Below are 18,486 nucleotides of genomic sequence, written 5' to 3'. Positions count from 1 at the left end.
GAATCACTGGCACACAGTGGTGCAAACCACTTAAGGAGGCATGATGGCTGTTGATATGTTTATCAAGATCGGCGACGTCAAGGGCGAGTCCCAGGACAAGAACCACAAGGAGGAGATCGACGTGCTCTCCTGGAGCTGGGCCATGGCCCAGTCCGGCAACATGCATGTGGGCGGTGGCGGCGGTGCCGGGAAGGTCAATATCCACGACCTGACGCTGACCAAGTGGGTGGATAAATCCTCCCCCAACCTGATGATGGCCTGCTCCAGCGGCAAGCATTACGACGAGGCCAAGCTGACGGTGCGCAAGGCCGGCGGCGACGATCCGGTCGAGTACCTGACCATCACCCTCAAGGAGGTCCTGGTGTCCTCGATCGGCACCGGCGGCAGCGGCGGCGCGGATCGCCTGACCGAAAACATCGCGCTGAATTTCGGCCAGGTGCTGGTCGACTACCAACCGCAGAAGCAGGACGGTTCCAAGGACGGCGGCCCGGTCAAGTACGGCTGGAATATCCGCCAAAACGTCAAGGTGTGACGCCAGCCACCCTGCTGCCCTGCCGCAGGGTGCTCGGCTTGTACCAGGGGCCACGACGCAACAGGAGGTTCGATGATGGCCAGACCCGCGTTCATCAATCTGTGGAACAACTATCCGGCTGAAAGCCAGCCTTGCGATGGCGGTTGGGAAAATCAATGCGCGATCCGCCTGAGCATTACGCTCAACGCCGAGCGAAGCATCCTCGTGGATGGCCACACCTATTCGGAACCGCGCTGCAGCCACGGCCACGCCCGCGGTGCCGAATCGCTGGCGAACTGGCTGTGGCGCCAGCATCTGGGCCGGCCGAGCATCTTTACCGACGCGGCCAAGGCCAAGCTGCAGCTCAATGAGAAGAACGGGATCATTTTTTTCAAGGATTGCTTTACCCGCAGCGGCGAGAGTCGCGCGGCCGGCGACCATATCGATCTGTGGAGCCGCGGTTTCACCAAGACCTACGACGACCCGGCCAACCACTCCGCCCAGGTGTGGTTCTGGGAGCTGTCATGAATCGGCACCTGCTTCGCCTTGTCGCCGTGGGCTTGTCGTGCCTGATTTTTTCCGCCTGCGCGCAGAACCCGGTCGATAACACCACTCAGGCGCGCTTCCTGGCCCAGGATCTGCTGCTGGAAGAGCGCAATGGCAACTGTCGTGTGCTGGTCCCGCAGCAACCCGGCATCGACCTGAGCCTGAAATGGCCTTGCCAGTTCCACCGTGACCCCAGCGGCACGCTGCGCACCAAGCAGGTGGGGACGCGCCAGGTGATATTGGTGGAAAGCAGCGAGCAACTGCCCCCGCCCAGTCGGGATTGCCGTACCGAGATCCAGGCGCTACGCAGCGGCTCCGGTCAGACTCTGGAAGCCTCGGCGGCGGTGAGCCGAGTGACGGCCTGCCCGCCCTTCCAGTGGGATGAGAAAATGTTTATCGGCTTGTTCGAACCCGACGTTTGAGCGCACGCCAGGGCTCGGTTCGAAGCCTGCGAACAAGGAAATGGCGATGGACGCCGAACAGCCGATGTGTGCAGGTCAGTTGGGCGGCGCCTTGCGGGCCCTGCGGGATCAACTGCACAGCCTCAGCTTCACCGACAGGGATAACCGAAGATGGCCGAGCTGACTCTGCAAGAACGCCTGCAACCCTCGTTGCTCGATCGCCTGACCGACGACGATCCGCACAACCCGAAAGAAGCCGCCGAGCGCCGCGTCATGTCGCTGACCCAGCTGAAAGCTTGCGTGCTGCGCGATCTGGCCTGGCTGTTCAACACCTGCGTGCTGTTCGATCCGGAGCAGGCCGCGCAGATGCCAGCGGGCAACTCGGTGCTGAATTTCGGCCTGCCGCCCCTGGCCGGACATACCGCCTCGAGTGTCGACGTTCAGGCCATCGAAGCCTTGTTCAGCGACACCATCGCCACCTTTGAGCCGCGCATCCTCAAAGGCTCGTTGAAGGTTCGCGCGCGACTCGACGGCAATGACATGAGCCACAACGCCCTGAGCTTCGAGATCGAGGGCGATCTGTGGGCCGAGCCGGTGCCCCTGCGCTTGCTGCTCAGCACCGCCCTCGACCTGGAAACCGGGCACGTCAAGGTGACGCCGGCCGAGCCCGCCAGGAGACGCCAATGAACCCGCGCATGCTCGAGTATTACAACCAGGAGCTGCAGCATATCCGCGAGAGCGCCGCCGAGTTCGCCCAGGAGTTCCCCAAGATTGCCAGCCGCCTGACCCTGTCCGGCATCGAATGCGCCGACCCCTATGTCGAGCGTCTGCTGGAGGGCTTCGCCTATCTGAGCGCGCGGGTCCACCTGAAGCTGGACGCCGAATACCCGACCTTCACCCACAATCTGCTGGAAATCGCCTACCCCCATTACCTGGCGCCAACGCCTTCGGTGGTGGTGGTCCAGTTGGTCGCCGACCCCAACGAGGGTTCGCTGACCAGCGGCTTCACGGTCGAACGCCACGCCGCCCTGCGCGGCCAGCTGGGCCATGGCGAGCAGACCGCCTGCGAATACCGCAGCGCCCATGCCGTGACGCTGTGGCCGTTGCAGGTCAGCCATGCCGAATACTTCGGCAACCCGGCAGCGACCCTCGGCCGACTGGCCGCCAGCGAACCCAAGGCCAAGGCCGGGTTGCGCCTGCGCCTGCGCTGCGGCGCCGGGTTGCCGTTCAACGCCCTGGCGCTGGACAGCCTGCCGCTCTACCTCAACGGCGCCGACGAGCAACCTTTCCGTCTGTACGAGCAGTTGCTCGGCAACGCCTGCGCGGTGTTTATCAAGAGCGTCGATGGCGACTGGGCCGAGCGCTTGCCTCTGCAGAGCCTCAAGGCGCGCGGCTTCGACGATCAGGACGCGGTGCTGCCGGTGGTGCCCCGGGCCTTCCAGGGGTATCGCCTGCTGCAGGAATATTTCGCCCTGCCCAATCGTTTTTTGTTCGTCGACTTCACCGGGCTGGGCGCCGGTGTGCAGCGCTGCGCCAGCCAGGAACTGGAGGTGGTGGTGCTGTTCGATCGCCTCGACAGCACCCTGGAAGGCACGGTATCCGCAGCCCAATTCGTGCCCTTCTGCACCCCGGCGGTGAACCTGTTTGCACGCCGCACCGATCGCATTCACCTGAGCGAGCGGGTGCATGAGCACCAGGTGATCGCCGACCGCACCCGGCCGCTGGATTTCGAGATCCATTCCCTGACCCAGGTCACCGGCCATGGCAGCGGCCCCGAGCAGCCGTTCCAGCCGTTCTATGCGATCCGCGACCCGCTGCGTTATGGCCGCGAGCAGGCCTACTACATCGTCCGCCGCGAGCCGCGTCGCCTGTCCAGCCAGCAACGGCGACGCGGGCCACGCTCGACTTATATCGGCAGCGAAACCTTCGTCTCGCTGGTGGATGTCAACCAGGCGCCCTATCGCCACGACTTGCGCCAGCTCGGCCTCAGCGCCCTGTGCACCAACCGCGACTTGCCGCTGCTGATGCCGGTGGGTACCGGCAAAAGCGATTTCACCCTGGAAGACAGCGCCCCGGTGCTGGCCGTGCGCTGCCTGGCCGGGCCAAGCCGGCCGCGGCCGAGCCGCGCGCACGATGCCAGCGCCTGGCGGTTGATCAGCCAGCTGTCGCTGAACTACCTGTCGCTGAGCGAACAGGGCCAGGGGGCCGCGGCGCTGCGCGAATTGCTGCGCCTGTACGGCGACCCCGGCGATGCGGCGCTGCAGTTGCAAATCGAGGGCCTGCGCCAGGTGCGCAGCATGCCCTGCACCCGCCGGTTGCCGATGCCGGGACCGATCGTTTTTGGCCGTGGCCTGGAGATCAGCCTGGAGTTCGACGAAAACGCCTTCCGCGGCACCGGCGTGTACCTGCTGGGCGCGGTGTTCGAGCGCTTCCTGGCCCGTTACGTGTCGATCAACAGCTTCACCGAAACCGTGCTGCGCACCACCGAGCGCGGCGAAATCATGCGATGGCAGGCGCACCCCGGATGTCGACCGAACCTCTGAAACCGCTGCACAGCATCGAGCGGATGGCCGACGAGCCCTGGGCCTACGACTTCTTCCAGGCGCTACGGCGCATCGAGTGCGAGGCCAGCGACCGGCCGCGCATCGGCCATTCCCTGCGCTTGCACGACGACCCGCTGCGCCTGGGGCAAAAACCCGACTGCGGCTTCGCCCCCTCGACCCTGGCCAGCATCGAGACCGGCCCCGAGGGCGCCGCGCCGCGCATCGAACAGTTGTTCTTCGGCCTCACCGGGCCCAACGGCCCGCTGCCGCTGCACCTGACCGAATACGCCCGCGATCGCCAGCGCAACAACGACGACGCCAGCTTCACGCGCTTTCTCGACGTGTTCAATCACCGCCTGTTATGCCTGTTCTACCGCGCCTGGGCCGAAGCGCGGCCGACCGTCAGCCATGACCGCCCCGCTCACGACTACTGGTCGATGCGCCTGGCCGCGCTGTCCGGGCGGGGCATGACCAGCCTGCTCGGCCAGGGCCCGATCGCCGACTCGGCGCGTTACCACTTCACCGGCCACCTGGCGGCGCAAACCCGCTACCCGGACGGCTTGCGCGCGATCCTGGAAGACTATTTCGGCGTGCCGGTCAGCATCGAGGAATACGTCGGCCAGTGGCTGGAGTTGCCGCAGCGCAGCCAGCTGGGCGTGGCGCTCTGCTCGCTCGGCAGCGACCTGAGCCTGGGCACCCACGTCTGGGATCGCCAGCATAAATTCCGCATCCGCCTGGGGCCCTTGAGCCTGGAGCAATACCGCCGCCTGCTGCCCGGCCAGGAAAGCTTCGGCGAACTGGCCGCCTGGGTCGCCGAGTACCAGGGCGAAGAGCTGGATTGGGAAGTCAATCTGCTGCTGCGGCACCAGGAAGTGCCGCGCATCGATCTCGACGGCCAGACCCGCCTGGGCTTCGACACCTGGCTCGGCAGCCCGCCGACGGATGCCGGCGACCTGCTGCTGGCCCGCGAATACGCCAGCCATACCACCCCCTCAAGGAGCAGCGATCATGAGTGAGATCAGCCGCGCCGCGCTGTTCGGCAAGTTGAACAGCCCGGCCTACAAGGCCATCGAAGCCGCCACGGTGTTCTGCAAACTGCGCGGCAACCCCTATGTGGAGCTGGTGCATTGGCTGCATCAGTTGCTGCAATTGCAGGACGGCGATTTGCACCGCCTGGTCCGCCAGTTCAGCCTCGACCCGGCGCGCCTGTCCAGGGATATCACCGACGCCCTGGACCGCCTGCCGCGCGGCTCGACCTCGATCACCGACTTGTCCTTGCAGGTCGAGGAAGCCGCGGAGCGCGGCTGGGTCTATGGCAGTTTGCTGTTCGGCGAAAGCCAGGTGCGCGGCGCCTACCTGGTCGTCGGCATGCTCAAGACACCGAGCCTGCGCCACGCCCTCTCGGCCATCTCCCGCGAGTTCGACAAGATCAAGGTGGAGCACCTGATCGAGCGCTTCGACGAATACCTCGGCGATTCGCCGGAAAATGGCCTGGCCGCCAGCGACGGTTTCAACGCCACCGCCGCGCCGGGCGAAGCGAGCGGCGCCCTGGCGCCCAGCGCGCTGGGCAAGCAGGAGGCGCTCAAGCGCTTTACCGTAGACCTCACCGAACAGGCCCGCAGCGGCAAACTCGACCCCATAGTCGGGCGCGACGAGGAGATTCGCCAACTGGTCGATATCCTGATGCGCCGCCGGCAGAACAACCCCATCCTCACCGGCGAAGCCGGGGTCGGCAAGACCGCGGTGGTCGAGGGCTTCGCCCTGCGTATCGTCGCCGGCGACGTGCCGCCGAGCCTCAAGGACGTCGAACTGCGCACTCTGGACGTCGGCCTGCTGCAAGCCGGCGCGAGCATGAAGGGCGAGTTCGAACAGCGCCTGCGCCAGGTCATCGAGGATGTGCAGGCCTCGCCCAAGCCGATCATCCTGTTTATCGACGAGGCCCATACCCTGGTCGGTGCCGGCGGCGCGGCCGGTACCGGCGATGCCGCCAACCTGCTCAAGCCGGCCCTGGCCCGTGGCACCCTGCGCACCGTGGCGGCAACCACCTGGGCCGAATACAAAAAGCATATCGAGAAGGACCCCGCCCTGACCCGGCGCTTCCAGGTGGTGCAGGTCGACGAGCCGTCCGAGGCCAAGGCGATCCTAATGATGCGCGGCGTCGCCTCGACCATGGAGCAGCACCACAAGGTGCAGATCCTCGACGAAGCGCTGGAGGCCTCGGTCAAGCTGTCGCACCGTTATATTCCGGCCCGGCAGCTGCCGGACAAGTCGGTGAGCCTGCTCGACACCGCCTGCGCGCGGGTCGCCATCAGCCTGCATGCGGTACCGGCGCAAGTGGACGACAGCCGCCGACGCATCGAGGCGCTGAGCACCGAGCAGGCGATCATCGGCCGCGAGCAGGCCATTGGCATTGCCATCGGCACTCGCCAGCAGGAGGTCGAGGCGGCCCTCGCCGAGGAACGTCAACGCCTGGCGACCCTGGAGAGTCGCTGGGGCGAAGAGAAAGCCCTGGTCGATGAACTGCTGGCGACCCGCGCCACCCTGCGCGCCGCCGCCGAACCGCTGGACGACACCAGCGGCGAGGCCGGCGCTGCATCGCCGCGCCTGGCTGAAGCCGAACGCACGGCATTGCGCGACAAGCTCGGCGACCTGCAGAGCCGCCTCGCCACCTTGCAGGGCGAAAGCCCGTTGATCCTGCCCACCGTGGATTACCAGGCGGTGGCCGCGGTGGTCGCCGACTGGACCGGCATCCCGGTCGGGCGCATGGCGCGCAACGAAATCGACACCGTGCTCAGGCTCGACGAGCACATGAAAAAACGCATCATCGGCCAGGACCATGCCCTGGCGATGATCGCCAAGCGCATCCAGACCTCGCGCGCCGGGCTGGACAACCCCAGCAAACCGATTGGCGTGTTCCTCCTCGCCGGCACCTCGGGCGTGGGCAAGACCGAAACCGCCCTGGCCCTGGCCGAGGCCCTGTACGGCGGCGAGCAGAACATCATCACCATCAACATGAGCGAGTTCCAGGAGGCGCACACCGTCTCCACCCTCAAGGGCGCCCCGCCCGGCTATGTCGGTTACGGCGAAGGCGGCGTGCTGACCGAGGCGGTGCGGCGCAAACCCTACAGCGTGGTGTTGCTGGACGAGGTGGAGAAGGCCCACCCGGACGTGCACGAAATCTTCTTCCAGGTGTTCGACAAGGGGGTGATGGAGGACGGCGAAGGCCGCCTGATCGATTTCAAGAACTGCCTGATCCTGCTCACCACCAATGCCGGCACCGAGATGATCGCCAGCCTGTGCCGCGACCCGCAACGGCTGCCCGACCCCGATGCCATCGCCAAGGCGCTGCGCGAGCCATTGCTCCAGGTGTTCCCGCCGGCCCTGCTCGGGCGCCTGGTGACCGTCCCCTACTACCCGCTGAGCGACGAGATGCTCAAGGCCATCACCCGCCTGCAACTGGAGCGGATCAAGCAGCGCGTGGAAAGCGGGCACAAGGTGCCCTTCGCCTACGACGACAGCGTGGTCGACCTGATCGTCTCGCGCTGCACCGAGATCGAGAGCGGCGGACGGATGATCGACGCCATCCTGACCAATACCCTGTTGCCGGATATGAGCCGGGAGTTTCTCACCCGCATGCTCGAGGGCAAGCCGCTGGCGGGCGTGCGCATCAGCCAACGGGACAATGCGCTGCATTACGCATTCGACCCGCATGTTGGCGAGACGACCGACTGACGCCCGAACGCGAGCCGGAGGAAGCCGTTTATGGCAATCACGCAAAGCACCCGCCTGGTGCAGGTCGACAGCCCCCTCGGCGGCGAGGTCCTGCTGTTGCAGGGCATGGAAGGCAGCGAGGAGCTGGGGCGATTGTTCCATTACGAACTGGACCTCACGTCCGAAGACCGGGCGATCAAGTTCGACCAGTTGCTGGGCAAGCCGATGGGCCTGACCCTGGAGCTGCACGGCGGCGGCAAACGCTACTTCCATGGCATTGCCTGCGGCTGCCGGCAACTGACCGGCCACGGCCAGTTCGCCGGTTATCGGGTCAGCCTGCGGCCCTGGTTCTGGCTGCTCACGCGCACCTCGGACTGCCGGATTTTCCAGAACAAGACGGTGCCGGACATCATCAAGCAGGTGTTCCGCGACCTCGGCTTCTCCGATTTCGAAGACAACCTGAGCGGTAGTTACCGCGAGTGGGAATACTGCGTGCAATACCGTGAAACCAGCTTCGATTTCATCAGCCGGCTGATGGAGCAGGAAGGCATCTACTACTACTTCCGCCATGAGAAAGCGCGTCACGTGTTGGTGCTGGCCGACGCCTACGGCGCCCACTCGACGGTGGCCGACTACGCCTCGGTGCCCTTCTACCCGCCCGACCAGCAGATGCGCGAGCGCGACCACTTCTACGACTGGCAACTGGCGCGGGAAGTCCAGCCGGGCTCGCTGGCGTTGAACGACTACGACTTCCAGCGCCCCGGCGCCAGCCTCGAAGTGCGCTCCAGCGTGTCGCGCAGCCACAGCAACGGCGACCATCCGCTCTACGACTACCCGGGCGAATACGTCCAGAGCAAGGATGGCGAGCATTACGCACGCACCCGTATCCAGGCCATTCACAGCCAGTTCGAGCGCGTGCAGTTGCGCGGTCGGGCGCGTGGCCTGGGCTGCGGCCATCTGTTCAAGCTGACCGGCTACGAGCGCGCCGACCAGAATCGCGAATACCTGGTGGTGGTCGCCCGCTACCAGATCCGCCAGGAGCTTTATGAAAGCGGGCAACTGGACCTGGCCGAGCAGTTCACCAGCGAGCTGGACTGCATGGATGCCAGCCAGGCCTTCCGCCCCCTGCCCCTGACGCCCCTGCCGATTGTCCGCGGGCCGCAGACCGCCAAGGTGGTGGGCCCCGCCGGCGAGGAGATCTGGACCGACCAGTATGGCCGGGTCAAGGTGCATTTCTATTGGGATCGCCACGACCAATCCAACGAAAACAGCTCCTGCTGGATGCGCGTGTCGCAGGCCTGGGCCGGCAAGAACTGGGGGTCGGTGCAGATCCCGCGGATCGGCCAGGAAGTGATAGTCGGTTTCCTCGAAGGCGACCCGGATCGCCCGATCATCACCGGCCGCGTCTATAACGCCGAACAGACCGTGCCCTACGAACTGCCGGCGAATGCCACCCAGAGCGGGGTGAAAAGCCGCTCGAGCAAGGAGGGCTCGCCCGCCAACTTCAATGAAATCCGCATGGAGGACAAAAAGGGCGCGGAGCAGTTGTTCATCCACGCAGAGAAGAACCAGGACATCGAGGTCGAGAACGACGAGACCCACTGGGTCGGCCACGACCGCAGCAAGACCATCGACAACGACGAAACCGTGCACGTCAAACACGACCGCACCGAAACCGTCGATAACAACGAAACCATCACCATCGGCGTGGACCGCAAGGAAAAGGTCGGCAATAACGAGACCATCTCCATCGGTGTGAACCGCACCGAGGATGTCGGCAGCGACGAGAAAATCACCATCGGCGCCAACCGCACCGAGAAGGTGGGCAACAACGAGACCATCACCATAGGCGCGGACCGCACGGAAAAGGTCGGTGCCAACGAAACCATCAGCATCGTCAGCAACCGCACCGAGGACGTGGGCGGCAACGAGACCATCGACATCACCGGCAACCGCAACGAAACGGTCAAGGGCAACGAAGGTATCGAGATCAACGGCAACCAGAGCACCCAGATCGGCAAGAACGAATCCCGCGACGTATCCCAGAACCGCTCCACCAACATCCAGCAGAACGACAGCCTGGACGTCGGCAAGAACTTCTCCCTCACCGCCGGCGACTCCATCACCCTGACCACGGGCGCGGCCAGCATCACCATGAAGAAGGACGGCACCATCATGATTCGCGGCAAGGACATCACCATCGACGGCTCCGGCGCCATCAACATCAAGGCCAACAGGAACGTGGTGGTCAAGGGCCAGAAGATCCTGCAGAACTAGCACAGTGGAGGCATGCAATGACGGTTCAACACCCGCTCCCCATGCAAGCCCGCATCGATGCAGTGGTCATCGGCACCCTGCTCGAGCTGCCGCACGCCAGTGCGCCCAGGGTCGTTTACCCGGGTTGCCCGGATGGCAGCGGCGTCGTTGCCCGTTGCACCGCGCTGCTGGGCCCCGCGGATATCGGCGGCCAGGTCGCGTTGATGTTCGAAGGCGGCGACCCGGCTTGCCCACTGGTGATCGGCCGCTTGCTCGGCGCGGATGCCCCACCCGAGCCCGTCGCCAGCGTGCGGCTGGACGAGCAGTGCCTGGAACTGAGCGCCGAACGCGAGATCGTCCTGCGTTGCGGCAAGGCCAGCATCACCCTGACCCGCGCAGGCAAGGTGATCATCCAGGGCGCCTACCTGTCCAGCCGCTCCAGCGGGGTCAACCGCATCAAGGGCGGTTCGGTGCAGATCAACTAGACAGGTATCCGGCCTATGGAACTGCTCAACGCCAGCCAACTGCTTGCCGCCTATACCCAGGGCCTGGCGCCCGATGGCCGCGAATCCCTGGTGGTGGTGGCCAAGGGCACGTTCAACCTGCCCCTGGACGGCCGCGCGGCTACCCTCGCCGACACCCAGCAACCGCTGCTGATGGCCGACACCTTCCTCGGCGAGCCCGGCCTCAGCGCCCCGCTGCAGGAAATGGACTTCGCCCCGGTCAAGCCATGCTGCGATGTCCTGGTGCGCGGCAAGGCCTACGCCCCAGGCGGGCGTCCCGTGACGCAACTGACCGCGGGCATTCGCGTCGGGCGGATGAGCAAGGCTTTTTCCGTCCTCGGTCCACGGCAATGGCAATCGGGGCTGTTGGGCGTTGCTCCCGGCTTGCCGCAGCCGTTTACCGAGCAGGACATCTCCTACGCCCGGGCGTTTGGCGGCAGCCATCCGATCGCCAACGACCCCCAATTACGCCACTGCTACCTGGACAATCCGATCGGTTGCGGCTGGTACCCACGCAGCGCCGACAGTGCCGACATCGTCGGCATGCCGATGCCGAGCACCGAGGAGTTGGGCAAACCGATCGACAGTCCCTCTGGCGACTTCCGCCCCATGGCCCTCGGCCCCCTCGGCCGTGGCTGGCCGCAACGCGCTCGCTTCGCCGGCACCTACGACGAGGCCTGGCTGGCCGACTGCTTTCCCTTTCTGCCGGCGGATTTCGACCAGCGCTACTTTCAGGCGGCTCCTGAGGATCAGCAGACCCACTACCTGCGCGGTGGTGAGGATGTGCTGTTGCTCAACCTCACGCCCCAGGAGCGCGCGGGCTTTCGCATTCCCCAGATGGAGGTGCCGGTGACCTTCTTCCTGAAAAAAGGCGGCCATGAAACCGTGCAGGCGGTGATCGACACCCTGCTGATCGACACCGACACGTGCCAGGTGCAGTTGACCTGGCGTGTCTCCCGTCCGCTACAACGCAACCTGTTCGAGATCGCTCAGGTGCTGGTCGGCACTATGTCCACGGGCTGGTGGCGCGCCCGCGAACTGGGCAAGGATTACTACCCGTCGCTGTCGGCCCTGGTGAAAGCCAAACGCACACCCGAGGAGACGCCCTGATGACCGCACTGTGCATCATCGGCTCCGGCATGGTCAGCGCCGTTGGCCTTAGCGCCCCCGCGAGCTGCGCGGCGATCCGTTGCGCCATCGACAACTTCCAGGAAACCCGTTTCATTGACCAGGCAGGGGAATGGTTGATCGGCGCGCCCGTGATCCTGCCTGAGCCGTCCTCCGGATATGCACAACTGGTGGGAATGGCCAGCATGGCCATCGCAGAGTGCCTGTCCGGTCTGTCCGACGAGGACGTCCACGACATACCGCTGCTGCTCGGCGTGGCCGAGAGCGACCGTCCAGGACGCCTGGAGCGCCTGGACGAGTCCTTGCTGCTGGCCATCGAGGAGCGCCTCGGCCAGCGCTTTCACGAGCGCTCCTGTGTGATCCCGCGGGGCCGGGTGAGCGCCGCGGTGGCATTGATCAACGCACGTAGACTCATCGAGCAGGGATGTTCGAAGGTACTGATCGCAGGTGTCGATTCCTATCTCACCGGGGCGACGCTCGCGGCCTATCAGGAGCGAGACCGGCTACTCAGCAGTCATTGCGACAACGGCTTCATTCCTGGCGAAGGCGCTGCGGCGATACTGGTGACGGCCGTGCGGGCCAGCGAAGAGCCGCAACTGTTATGCCTTGGGCTTGGTTTCGGAAGGGAAAAAGCTACTGTCGAAAGCGAGGGGCTGCCATTTCGCGCGGACGGGCTCACTCAGGCGGTGAAAGCGGCGTTCGATGACTGCGGCTTCGGCTTCGAGCATATCGACTATCGTCTCGCCGACCTGACGGGTGAGCAGTATTACTTCAAGGAAGCCGCGCTGACCCTGAGCCGGACCCTGCGGGTACACAAGGAGCGCGTCGAGCTCTGGAGCCCCGCGGACTGCATCGGCGAGTGCGGGGCAATGACCGGACCCGCGCTGCTGTGCATTGCCCTGGCTGCCTCGCGCAAAGGCTACGGCCACAGCGCGCAGGTACTCTGCCATTCGAGCAATGATGGGGGCGAGCGGGCGGCGATGGTGCTCGGCTACCAGCGTGTGAGGGCGAACTAGATGGCCAATGAGGTCTACGCCAATGGTCGAGAACTTTCCTGCAAGTCGGCCTCGGGGAAATCGATAGCCTCGTTTCCCGACGTCTGCTTCACCCCGCCACAGGCACCGCCTACCCCCTTGGGCGTACCGATCCCCTATCCGAATACCGGCATGTCGAAGGACACGACGCAGGGCACTCGGACCGTCAAGATCACCGGCAAGGAAGTGATGCTCAAGAATAAGAGCCATTTCAAGAAGAGCTATGGCGACGAGGCAGGTCGAGCGCCGAAGAAAGGCATTATCACCAGTACCAATACCGGGAAGGTCTATTTCATCTCCTGGTCGATGGACGTGAAGTTCGAGGGATTGAACGTCGTTCGCCATCTCGACCTGACCACCCACAACCACAATCCGTCTCCTGGCAACACGGCAACCTGGCCGCACACCTCGAAGATGAAGGCGGCCTTCAAGCCGGGCGGCAAGTGCGCCGGCATGGGACACCTGCGCCTGCAGCCCTATAGCAAGGCCTGTCCGAACACAGCGAGCGGAGCGGCGCAAACCGGCCACCATCTGATACCCGGCCGCTGCATGCGCGGCAAGGCCGGTTACAGTCACTCGAAAGCCCCGGTGATCTGCGTGTCGCGCGGCAACCAGCACCAGGGTTCGCACAAGCGCTGCCATGCGAAGTTCGATCCGGTCGAATTGGACCACTTCGACAAGGGCAAGCCGTTCAAATATGAAACCGCACGCAACACTGCGGCAGCCTCGGCGGGAGGCGCGCTGAGCCCCCCGCGCGACCTGACGAAAAAAGAGCAGGAATGCGTCGCCTTCCAGCTCGACCAGTACTACAAGGCCAAGCCGAAGAAAGGACCTGGCTGCACCAACACTTTGAACCTCCGTGCCTCGGGCGCGGCGGGCAAAGTCATACCACCCGCACGTTCCGCACCAGCCCCCGCAGGACGCCCATAGGATCTGAACCATGGCAAAGAGCGAAACCGCCCTCTACTTCACCAACATTATCGCGATCGGACCGGAGCAGGCGCTGCTCGGCGGACATCTCTATCTGGAGGGCGCGGAACCCAGCGTAACCCGGGTGATGATGATCGACCAGGACGACTGGTTCCATGTCTACGACATTCCCGAGGTGGTCTACAGCGCTCTGCAGAGAGCACCGCTGCGCGGGCAACAGAAAGGTAACTACTGTTTCCTCGGGCGGGCCGGGCTACTCCGTGAACACCCCTCCGGGCAGTCCAGCACCGACACCACGCTGGACATCGACAATGTCTACCTGATGGACCTCTGCGAGGTGGATGGCGAACTGTATGCCTGCGGCACACAGAACCAGGTATTGAGGCAAAGCAAGGGCGTCTGGCAGCGCATCGACCAGGGGCTCTATGTTCCATTGGTGGACGAGGTCACGGCCTGCCTGAACGGCATTGACGGGTTCTCGCGCGCCGATGTCTATGCCGTCGGCGATGGCGGCGCCATCTGGCACTGGGACGGCAATGGCTGGCAGGCATCGGTGGCCCCCACCAACCTGCCGCTTTACTGCGTGCACTGCGCCGCCGATGGTGTGGTGTACATCGGCGGGTCCGGCGGGATCCTGCTACGAGGCAGCGCGCAGGCGGGATGGACAGATATCGGCGATCGCGACCTGTGCGCCGAAGTGCTGGAAAACATGGTTGAGTTCGCCGGCAAGCTCTACGTGACCGCAACCGACCAGTTGCTTGAGTACGACGGCGTGCAGCTGCGCGAGACCAAGGTGCCGCTGAGGGGCAAAAAGGCCTACTACGCCATCGATGCCAAGCCCGATGTGCTGTGGGTGGCAGGCGACGAATGCGTGCTCAGTTTCGACGGCAGCACGTGGCGGCGTCATGTTTGCCCAGAAAACTGATCGATGACGAGCCTCAGTATCGTCATCGACCAGCATATTGAGGAGGCCACCTTTCTGGCCGGTCTGCGCGACCTTGCCGTGCACGCCCCCCACTACGACCTGGCGCACCTGCTCGATCTCGACAAGCGCATCGAAGCTCATCTGGATGCTTTGCAGATAGGCGGGCTAAAGAGCCTGGACCTGGTGCTCCAGCAGCTCAACCCCAACGCCCAGGGCGAGATATTCGCGGCCACGGTGCTGGCCTTCGAAGCCGCCAATACTTGCGCAATGACCCAGTTGGCCGAACATCTGCGCGCCCACCCCGACGGTGCCCGTTATATGGGTGCCGCGCTGGGCTGGCTGGACTGGCCCCGAGTCGAACCCTGGGTGGAGAAGCTGCTCGGCTCGCCGCAAGCGTTGTTTCGCTGCATCGGCCTGGCCGCCTGCGGCATGCACCGGCGTGATCCGGGGGCAGTGTTGATTGCGGGGTTGGCGCATGCCGATGTGGCCGTTATCGCCCAGGCCGCTCGTACTGCCGGCGAGTTGCGCCGTCGTGACCTGATGTCGGCGATTCGTGCCCACCGCCAGCATCAGGACGCAGCCACCCGCTTCTGGGCCAACTGGGCCACCGCGCAGATGGGCGACGAGGAAGCTTTGGAGCCACTGCGCCAGTTCGCCGAGCAACCGGGCGAATTCCAGTACCGCGCGCTCTGCGTATGGCTGGCCTGGCAACAGCGCGAGTACAGCATCGCCTGGATCCGCCAGTTGATGCAGAACCCCGGGCAGCGGCGCATCGGCATCCAGGCCGTCGGGCTGCTGGGCGATCCGGTCAGTGTGCCCTGGCTGATCCAGCAGATGAGCGACCTGCCGCATGCCCGCGTCGCTGGCGAGGCCTTCAGCCTGATGACTGGCGCCGACCTGGCGCTGCTCGATCTGGAATTGCAGGACCTGCCGGATTTCGATGCCGGCCCGAACGACGACCCTGAGGATGCCAATGTCGTCATGGACCCCGATGAGAACCTACCCTGGCCCGACCCGCGGTTGATCGCAGCCTGGTGGCAAGCCCATGCAGGCGATTTCCAGGCAGGCGTGGGCTATGTGCTGGGGCTGCAACAGAGCGAAAGCAGTTATCGGCAAGCGCTTGTCCGCGGCCAGCAACGCCAGCGAATCGCCGCGGCCTGCGGCATCGCGCGCTTGCGACCGACCGAGGTGCTGTTCCCCACCAGCGCACCCGCCTGGCGGCAAAAGGCATTGTTGGGAGAGCCGGCGGCGTTCGGGCGGTGATGAACAGGCAGTTGCCCCGGACTGCCCCCGCTAACGCACTGCATTCTCCCTAGCGCTTATCGCGATCCCGGCACCACGCCGCGATTCAGCTGTTCGCGCAGGAACTCGATAAACACCTGCACCGGCCGCGAACCCTGGCGGTGCTGCGGGTAGACCGCCGACAAGGCCAGGGGCTCGGGTTCGAAGCCGTCCAGCAGCGATACCAGCCGCCCGTCCTTGAGCGCGGCCTCGACGATGAAGGTCGGCAGATAAGTGATGCCCATGCCGGCGATCGCCGCGTCCTTGAGCAATTCGCCGTTGTTGACCCGCATCCTGCCGGTGACGTTGACCAGCAAGGGCTTGTGGCCCTGCCCTTCGAAACGCCACTGCACCTGGCGGCCGTGGCCGTAAGGCAGGCAGTCGTGGCCCTGTAGTTCCTCGGGCCTGAGCGGGGTGCCGCGCTCGGCCAGGTACGCCGGGCTGGCGCAATACACCCGCTGGATCGAGGCGATGCGCCGGGCGATCAGCGTCGAGTCTTCCAGCACGCCGATGCGCAAGGCCAGGTCGTAGCCCTCGCCAAGCAGGTCCACCGGCCGGTCGCTGAGATCGACCTCGACCGCGACATCGCGATAGCGCCGCAGGAACAGCGGCAACAGCTCTCCCAGATGGGCCATGGCGAACGACAGCGGCGCGCTCAGGCGAATGGTGCCCCGGGGTTCGACGGTCTGGCCGGCGATGCCCTGCTCCACCTGTTCGACTTCGCTGAGCAGGCGCAGGGCCGACTCGTAGTAGCTCTGCCCCAGGGGCGTCACGTCCAGGCGTCGGGTCGAGCGATTGAGCAGGCGCACGCCCAGGCGCTCTTCCAGCTGCATCAGGCGCCGGCTGACGAACTGCTTGGACAGGCCCAGCTGATCCGCCGCCGCGGTGAAGCTGCCGGCGTCCATGACCTGGCAAAAAATACGCATGTCTTCGAACGGGTTCATTGTCACTCTCTGGTTGACAGCTGAACGCTTTATAGCGGCTTTTTCGCGTTCCGGCACCTCATTCCACCTGGAAAACCACATCGCCTGATTTTACGACGGCTGCGCCGCCGATCGCAGCCTGCGGCAGCGGCTACAGGGATCGCGATGTCTGTGTAGCCGCTGCCGAGCTTGCGAGGCTGCGAACGGCAACGCAGTTGCCGCAAAACCTGAGTCCGCGATCTGCCTGGAAAACCACATCACCTGGTTTTACGACGGCTACGCCGCCGATCGCAGCCTGCGGCAGCGGCTACAGGGACCGCGATGCCTGTGTAGCCGCTGCCGAGCTTGCGAGGCTGCGAACGGCAACACAGTTGCCGCAAAACCTGAGTCCGCGATCTGCCTGGAAAACCACATCGCCTGGTTTTACGACGGCTTCGCCGCCGATCGCAGCCTGCGGCAGCGGCTACAGGGACCGCGATGCCTGTGTAGCCGCTGCCAAGCTTGCGAGGCTGCGAACGGCAACGCAGTTGCCGCAAAACCTGAGTCCGCGATCTGCTGGAAAACCACATCGCCTGGTTTTACGGCGGCTACGCCGCCGATCGCAGCCTGCGGCAGCGGCTACAGGGATCGCGCTGTCCGCGAGGCAAAAAAATGCCCGCACAATGGCGGGCATTTTTTCAGCTCAGCGATGACGCGAAGCTTATTTGGCAGTAAACGCCGAGTAGCTGTTCATCAGGTTGCGATAGTTCGGGATACGCTGCGACAGCAGGTTGGCCAGGCCTTCCATGTCGTTGCGCCAGTCGCGCTGCAGCTCGCACGCCACGGAGAACCAGTTGACCAGTTGCGCGCCGGCGGCGGACATGCGGGCCCAGGCAGCCTGCTGCACCACCTCGTTGAAGGTGCCGGAGGCGTCGGTCACGACGAACACGTCAAAACCTTCTTCCAGGGCGCACAGGGTCGGGAACGCCACGCAGACGTCGGTCACCACGCCGGCGATGATCAGTTGCTTGCGGCCGGTGGCCTTGATCGCCTTGACGAAGTCTTCGTTGTCCCAGGCATTGATCTGGCCTGGGCGAGCGATGTAGGGCGCATCCGGGAACATCTGTTTCAGCTCGGGCACCAGTGGGCCGTTCGGGCCGGATTCGAAGCTGGTGGTGAGGATGGTCGGCAGCTTGAAGAACTTGGCGCAGTCGGCCAGGGCCAGCACGTTGTTCTTGAACTCGTTCGGCGAGAAATCCTGGACCAGCGAGATCAGGCCGGTCTGGTGGTCGACCAACAAGACAACGGCGTCATTAATGTCCAGACGTTTGTAGGGTACGTTGCTCATGTGAAACTCCTAGGTGGATGGATGTCGCTATGGGCACCGGCCACTGTGGCCGGCACTGTTGTGGATCGTCAGAAGGCAAAGCACGAGCAGCCGAAGGCGCCCCAGAAACCCTGGAAATCGCTGACCGGCACATTCGACAGACGCGCCCGCTCGTGGCTGTGGGAGTGCACCGCGCACGGGCCGCTGCACTGGTGCACCTGGGCCACCAGCGGCGAGGTCGGACGCCAATGCCCCGGCACCTTGACCACCGGCGACCAGTCCGGCAGCACCGGCACCATCGGCGGCGAGAGCTTGGAGAAGTCGTCGGCGGCGTACACCACCTTGCCGTCGACCACGGTCAGCACCGACTCGATCCACTTGATGGCCTCTTCCTCGACGCTGAAGAAGTCCGCGGACAGGGCCGCCAGGTCCGCCAGTTGGCCGACCTTGATCTGGCCCTTCTTGCCCTGCTCCGAGGAGAACCAGGC

The 18,486-nt window shown here is 64.9% G+C and carries 17 protein-coding genes; 14 read left to right on the top strand and 3 right to left on the bottom strand.

Going from position 1 to position 18,486, the window contains the following annotated elements:
- Positions 1-43: 43 nt before the first annotated feature.
- The 14 genes from CRO75_RS30165 (at position 44) to CRO75_RS30100 (ending at position 15,751) form a co-directional block, all read left to right on the top strand.
- Positions 44-532: a type VI secretion system tube protein Hcp gene (locus tag CRO75_RS30165; RefSeq protein WP_009044340.1), complete on the top strand. Its 489-nt coding sequence runs from the start codon at positions 44-46 to the stop codon at positions 530-532.
- 75 nt (positions 533-607) lie between these two features.
- Positions 608-1,039, top strand: a complete 432-nt coding sequence (locus tag CRO75_RS30160) for a type VI secretion system amidase effector protein Tae4 (RefSeq protein ID WP_037005248.1) — start codon at positions 608-610, stop codon at positions 1,037-1,039.
- A complete protein-coding gene (locus tag CRO75_RS30155; protein ID WP_097140193.1) occupies positions 1,036-1,479 on the top strand; it encodes a hypothetical protein in 444 nt (147 codons plus the stop codon). The genes CRO75_RS30160 and CRO75_RS30155 overlap by 4 nt, the downstream gene beginning before the upstream one ends.
- Before the next feature lie 150 nt (positions 1,480-1,629).
- Entirely contained in the window at positions 1,630-2,145 is a 516-nt protein-coding gene (gene tssE / locus CRO75_RS30150) for a type VI secretion system baseplate subunit TssE (protein WP_009044342.1), read from the top strand.
- Positions 2,142-4,001, top strand: a complete 1,860-nt coding sequence (tssF, locus tag CRO75_RS30145) for a type VI secretion system baseplate subunit TssF (RefSeq protein WP_097140191.1) — start codon at positions 2,142-2,144, stop codon at positions 3,999-4,001. The genes tssE and tssF overlap by 4 nt, the downstream gene beginning before the upstream one ends.
- On the top strand, positions 3,965-5,017 hold the full coding sequence (gene tssG / locus CRO75_RS30140) for a type VI secretion system baseplate subunit TssG (protein WP_239990678.1): 1,053 nt from the start codon (positions 3,965-3,967) through the stop codon (positions 5,015-5,017). Before tssF ends, tssG begins: the two co-directional genes overlap by 37 nt.
- Positions 5,010-7,733: a type VI secretion system ATPase TssH gene (gene tssH, locus CRO75_RS30135; RefSeq protein ID WP_097140186.1), complete on the top strand. Its 2,724-nt coding sequence runs from the start codon at positions 5,010-5,012 to the stop codon at positions 7,731-7,733. Before tssG ends, tssH begins: the two co-directional genes overlap by 8 nt.
- A gap of 30 nt (positions 7,734-7,763) precedes the next feature.
- Entirely contained in the window at positions 7,764-9,989 is a 2,226-nt protein-coding gene (gene tssI / locus CRO75_RS30130; protein WP_097140184.1) for a type VI secretion system tip protein TssI/VgrG, read from the top strand.
- Positions 9,990-10,006: 17 nt separating this feature from the next.
- Entirely contained in the window at positions 10,007-10,453 is a 447-nt protein-coding gene (locus CRO75_RS30125; RefSeq protein WP_097140182.1) for a DUF6484 domain-containing protein, read from the top strand.
- Positions 10,454-10,468: 15 nt separating this feature from the next.
- Positions 10,469-11,581, top strand: coding sequence for a DUF2169 domain-containing protein (locus CRO75_RS30120; RefSeq protein WP_097140181.1), 1,113 nt, complete (start codon positions 10,469-10,471; stop codon positions 11,579-11,581).
- Positions 11,581-12,615: a 3-oxoacyl-ACP synthase gene (locus CRO75_RS30115; RefSeq protein WP_097140179.1), complete on the top strand. Its 1,035-nt coding sequence runs from the start codon at positions 11,581-11,583 to the stop codon at positions 12,613-12,615. The genes CRO75_RS30120 and CRO75_RS30115 overlap by 1 nt, the downstream gene beginning before the upstream one ends.
- Positions 12,616-13,563 carry a DUF4150 domain-containing protein gene (locus CRO75_RS30110; protein ID WP_009044350.1) on the top strand — a complete coding sequence of 316 codons (948 nt, stop codon included), beginning with the start codon at positions 12,616-12,618 and terminating at the stop codon, positions 13,561-13,563.
- Positions 13,564-13,573: 10 nt separating this feature from the next.
- Positions 13,574-14,488, top strand: coding sequence for a hypothetical protein (locus CRO75_RS30105; protein WP_097140177.1), 915 nt, complete (start codon positions 13,574-13,576; stop codon positions 14,486-14,488).
- Positions 14,489-14,491: 3 nt separating this feature from the next.
- Complete coding sequence (locus CRO75_RS30100) at positions 14,492-15,751, top strand: TIGR02270 family protein (RefSeq protein WP_097140175.1); 1,260 nt, start codon at positions 14,492-14,494, stop codon at positions 15,749-15,751.
- A 56-nt stretch (positions 15,752-15,807) separates the two neighbouring features.
- On the opposite strand, the gene CRO75_RS30095 is transcribed toward CRO75_RS30100, so the two are convergent.
- From CRO75_RS30095 to CRO75_RS30085, 3 genes are all read right to left on the bottom strand, one after another.
- The gene (locus CRO75_RS30095) at positions 15,808-16,713 is read right to left on the bottom strand and encodes a LysR family transcriptional regulator (protein WP_092420973.1); all 906 of its coding nucleotides are present in this window, start codon (positions 16,711-16,713) and stop codon (positions 15,808-15,810) included.
- A gap of 679 nt (positions 16,714-17,392) precedes the next feature.
- Positions 17,393-18,019 (bottom strand): isochorismate family cysteine hydrolase YcaC, encoded by a 627-nt coding sequence (gene ycaC, locus CRO75_RS30090; RefSeq protein ID WP_028682128.1) that lies wholly within the window; start codon positions 18,017-18,019, stop codon positions 17,393-17,395.
- 68 nt (positions 18,020-18,087) lie between these two features.
- On the bottom strand, positions 18,088-18,486 hold a 399-nt coding region (locus tag CRO75_RS30085), incomplete at its 5' end, for an amidohydrolase family protein (protein WP_143504262.1).

The sequence above is a fragment of the Pseudomonas sp. LAMO17WK12:I10 genome (assembly GCF_900215185.1).
Taxonomy (GTDB): domain Bacteria; phylum Pseudomonadota; class Gammaproteobacteria; order Pseudomonadales; family Pseudomonadaceae; genus Aquipseudomonas; species Aquipseudomonas chlororaphis.
The sequence above is the reverse complement of the archived record's forward strand: the minus strand, read 5'-3'. Positions and strand labels throughout refer to the sequence as shown.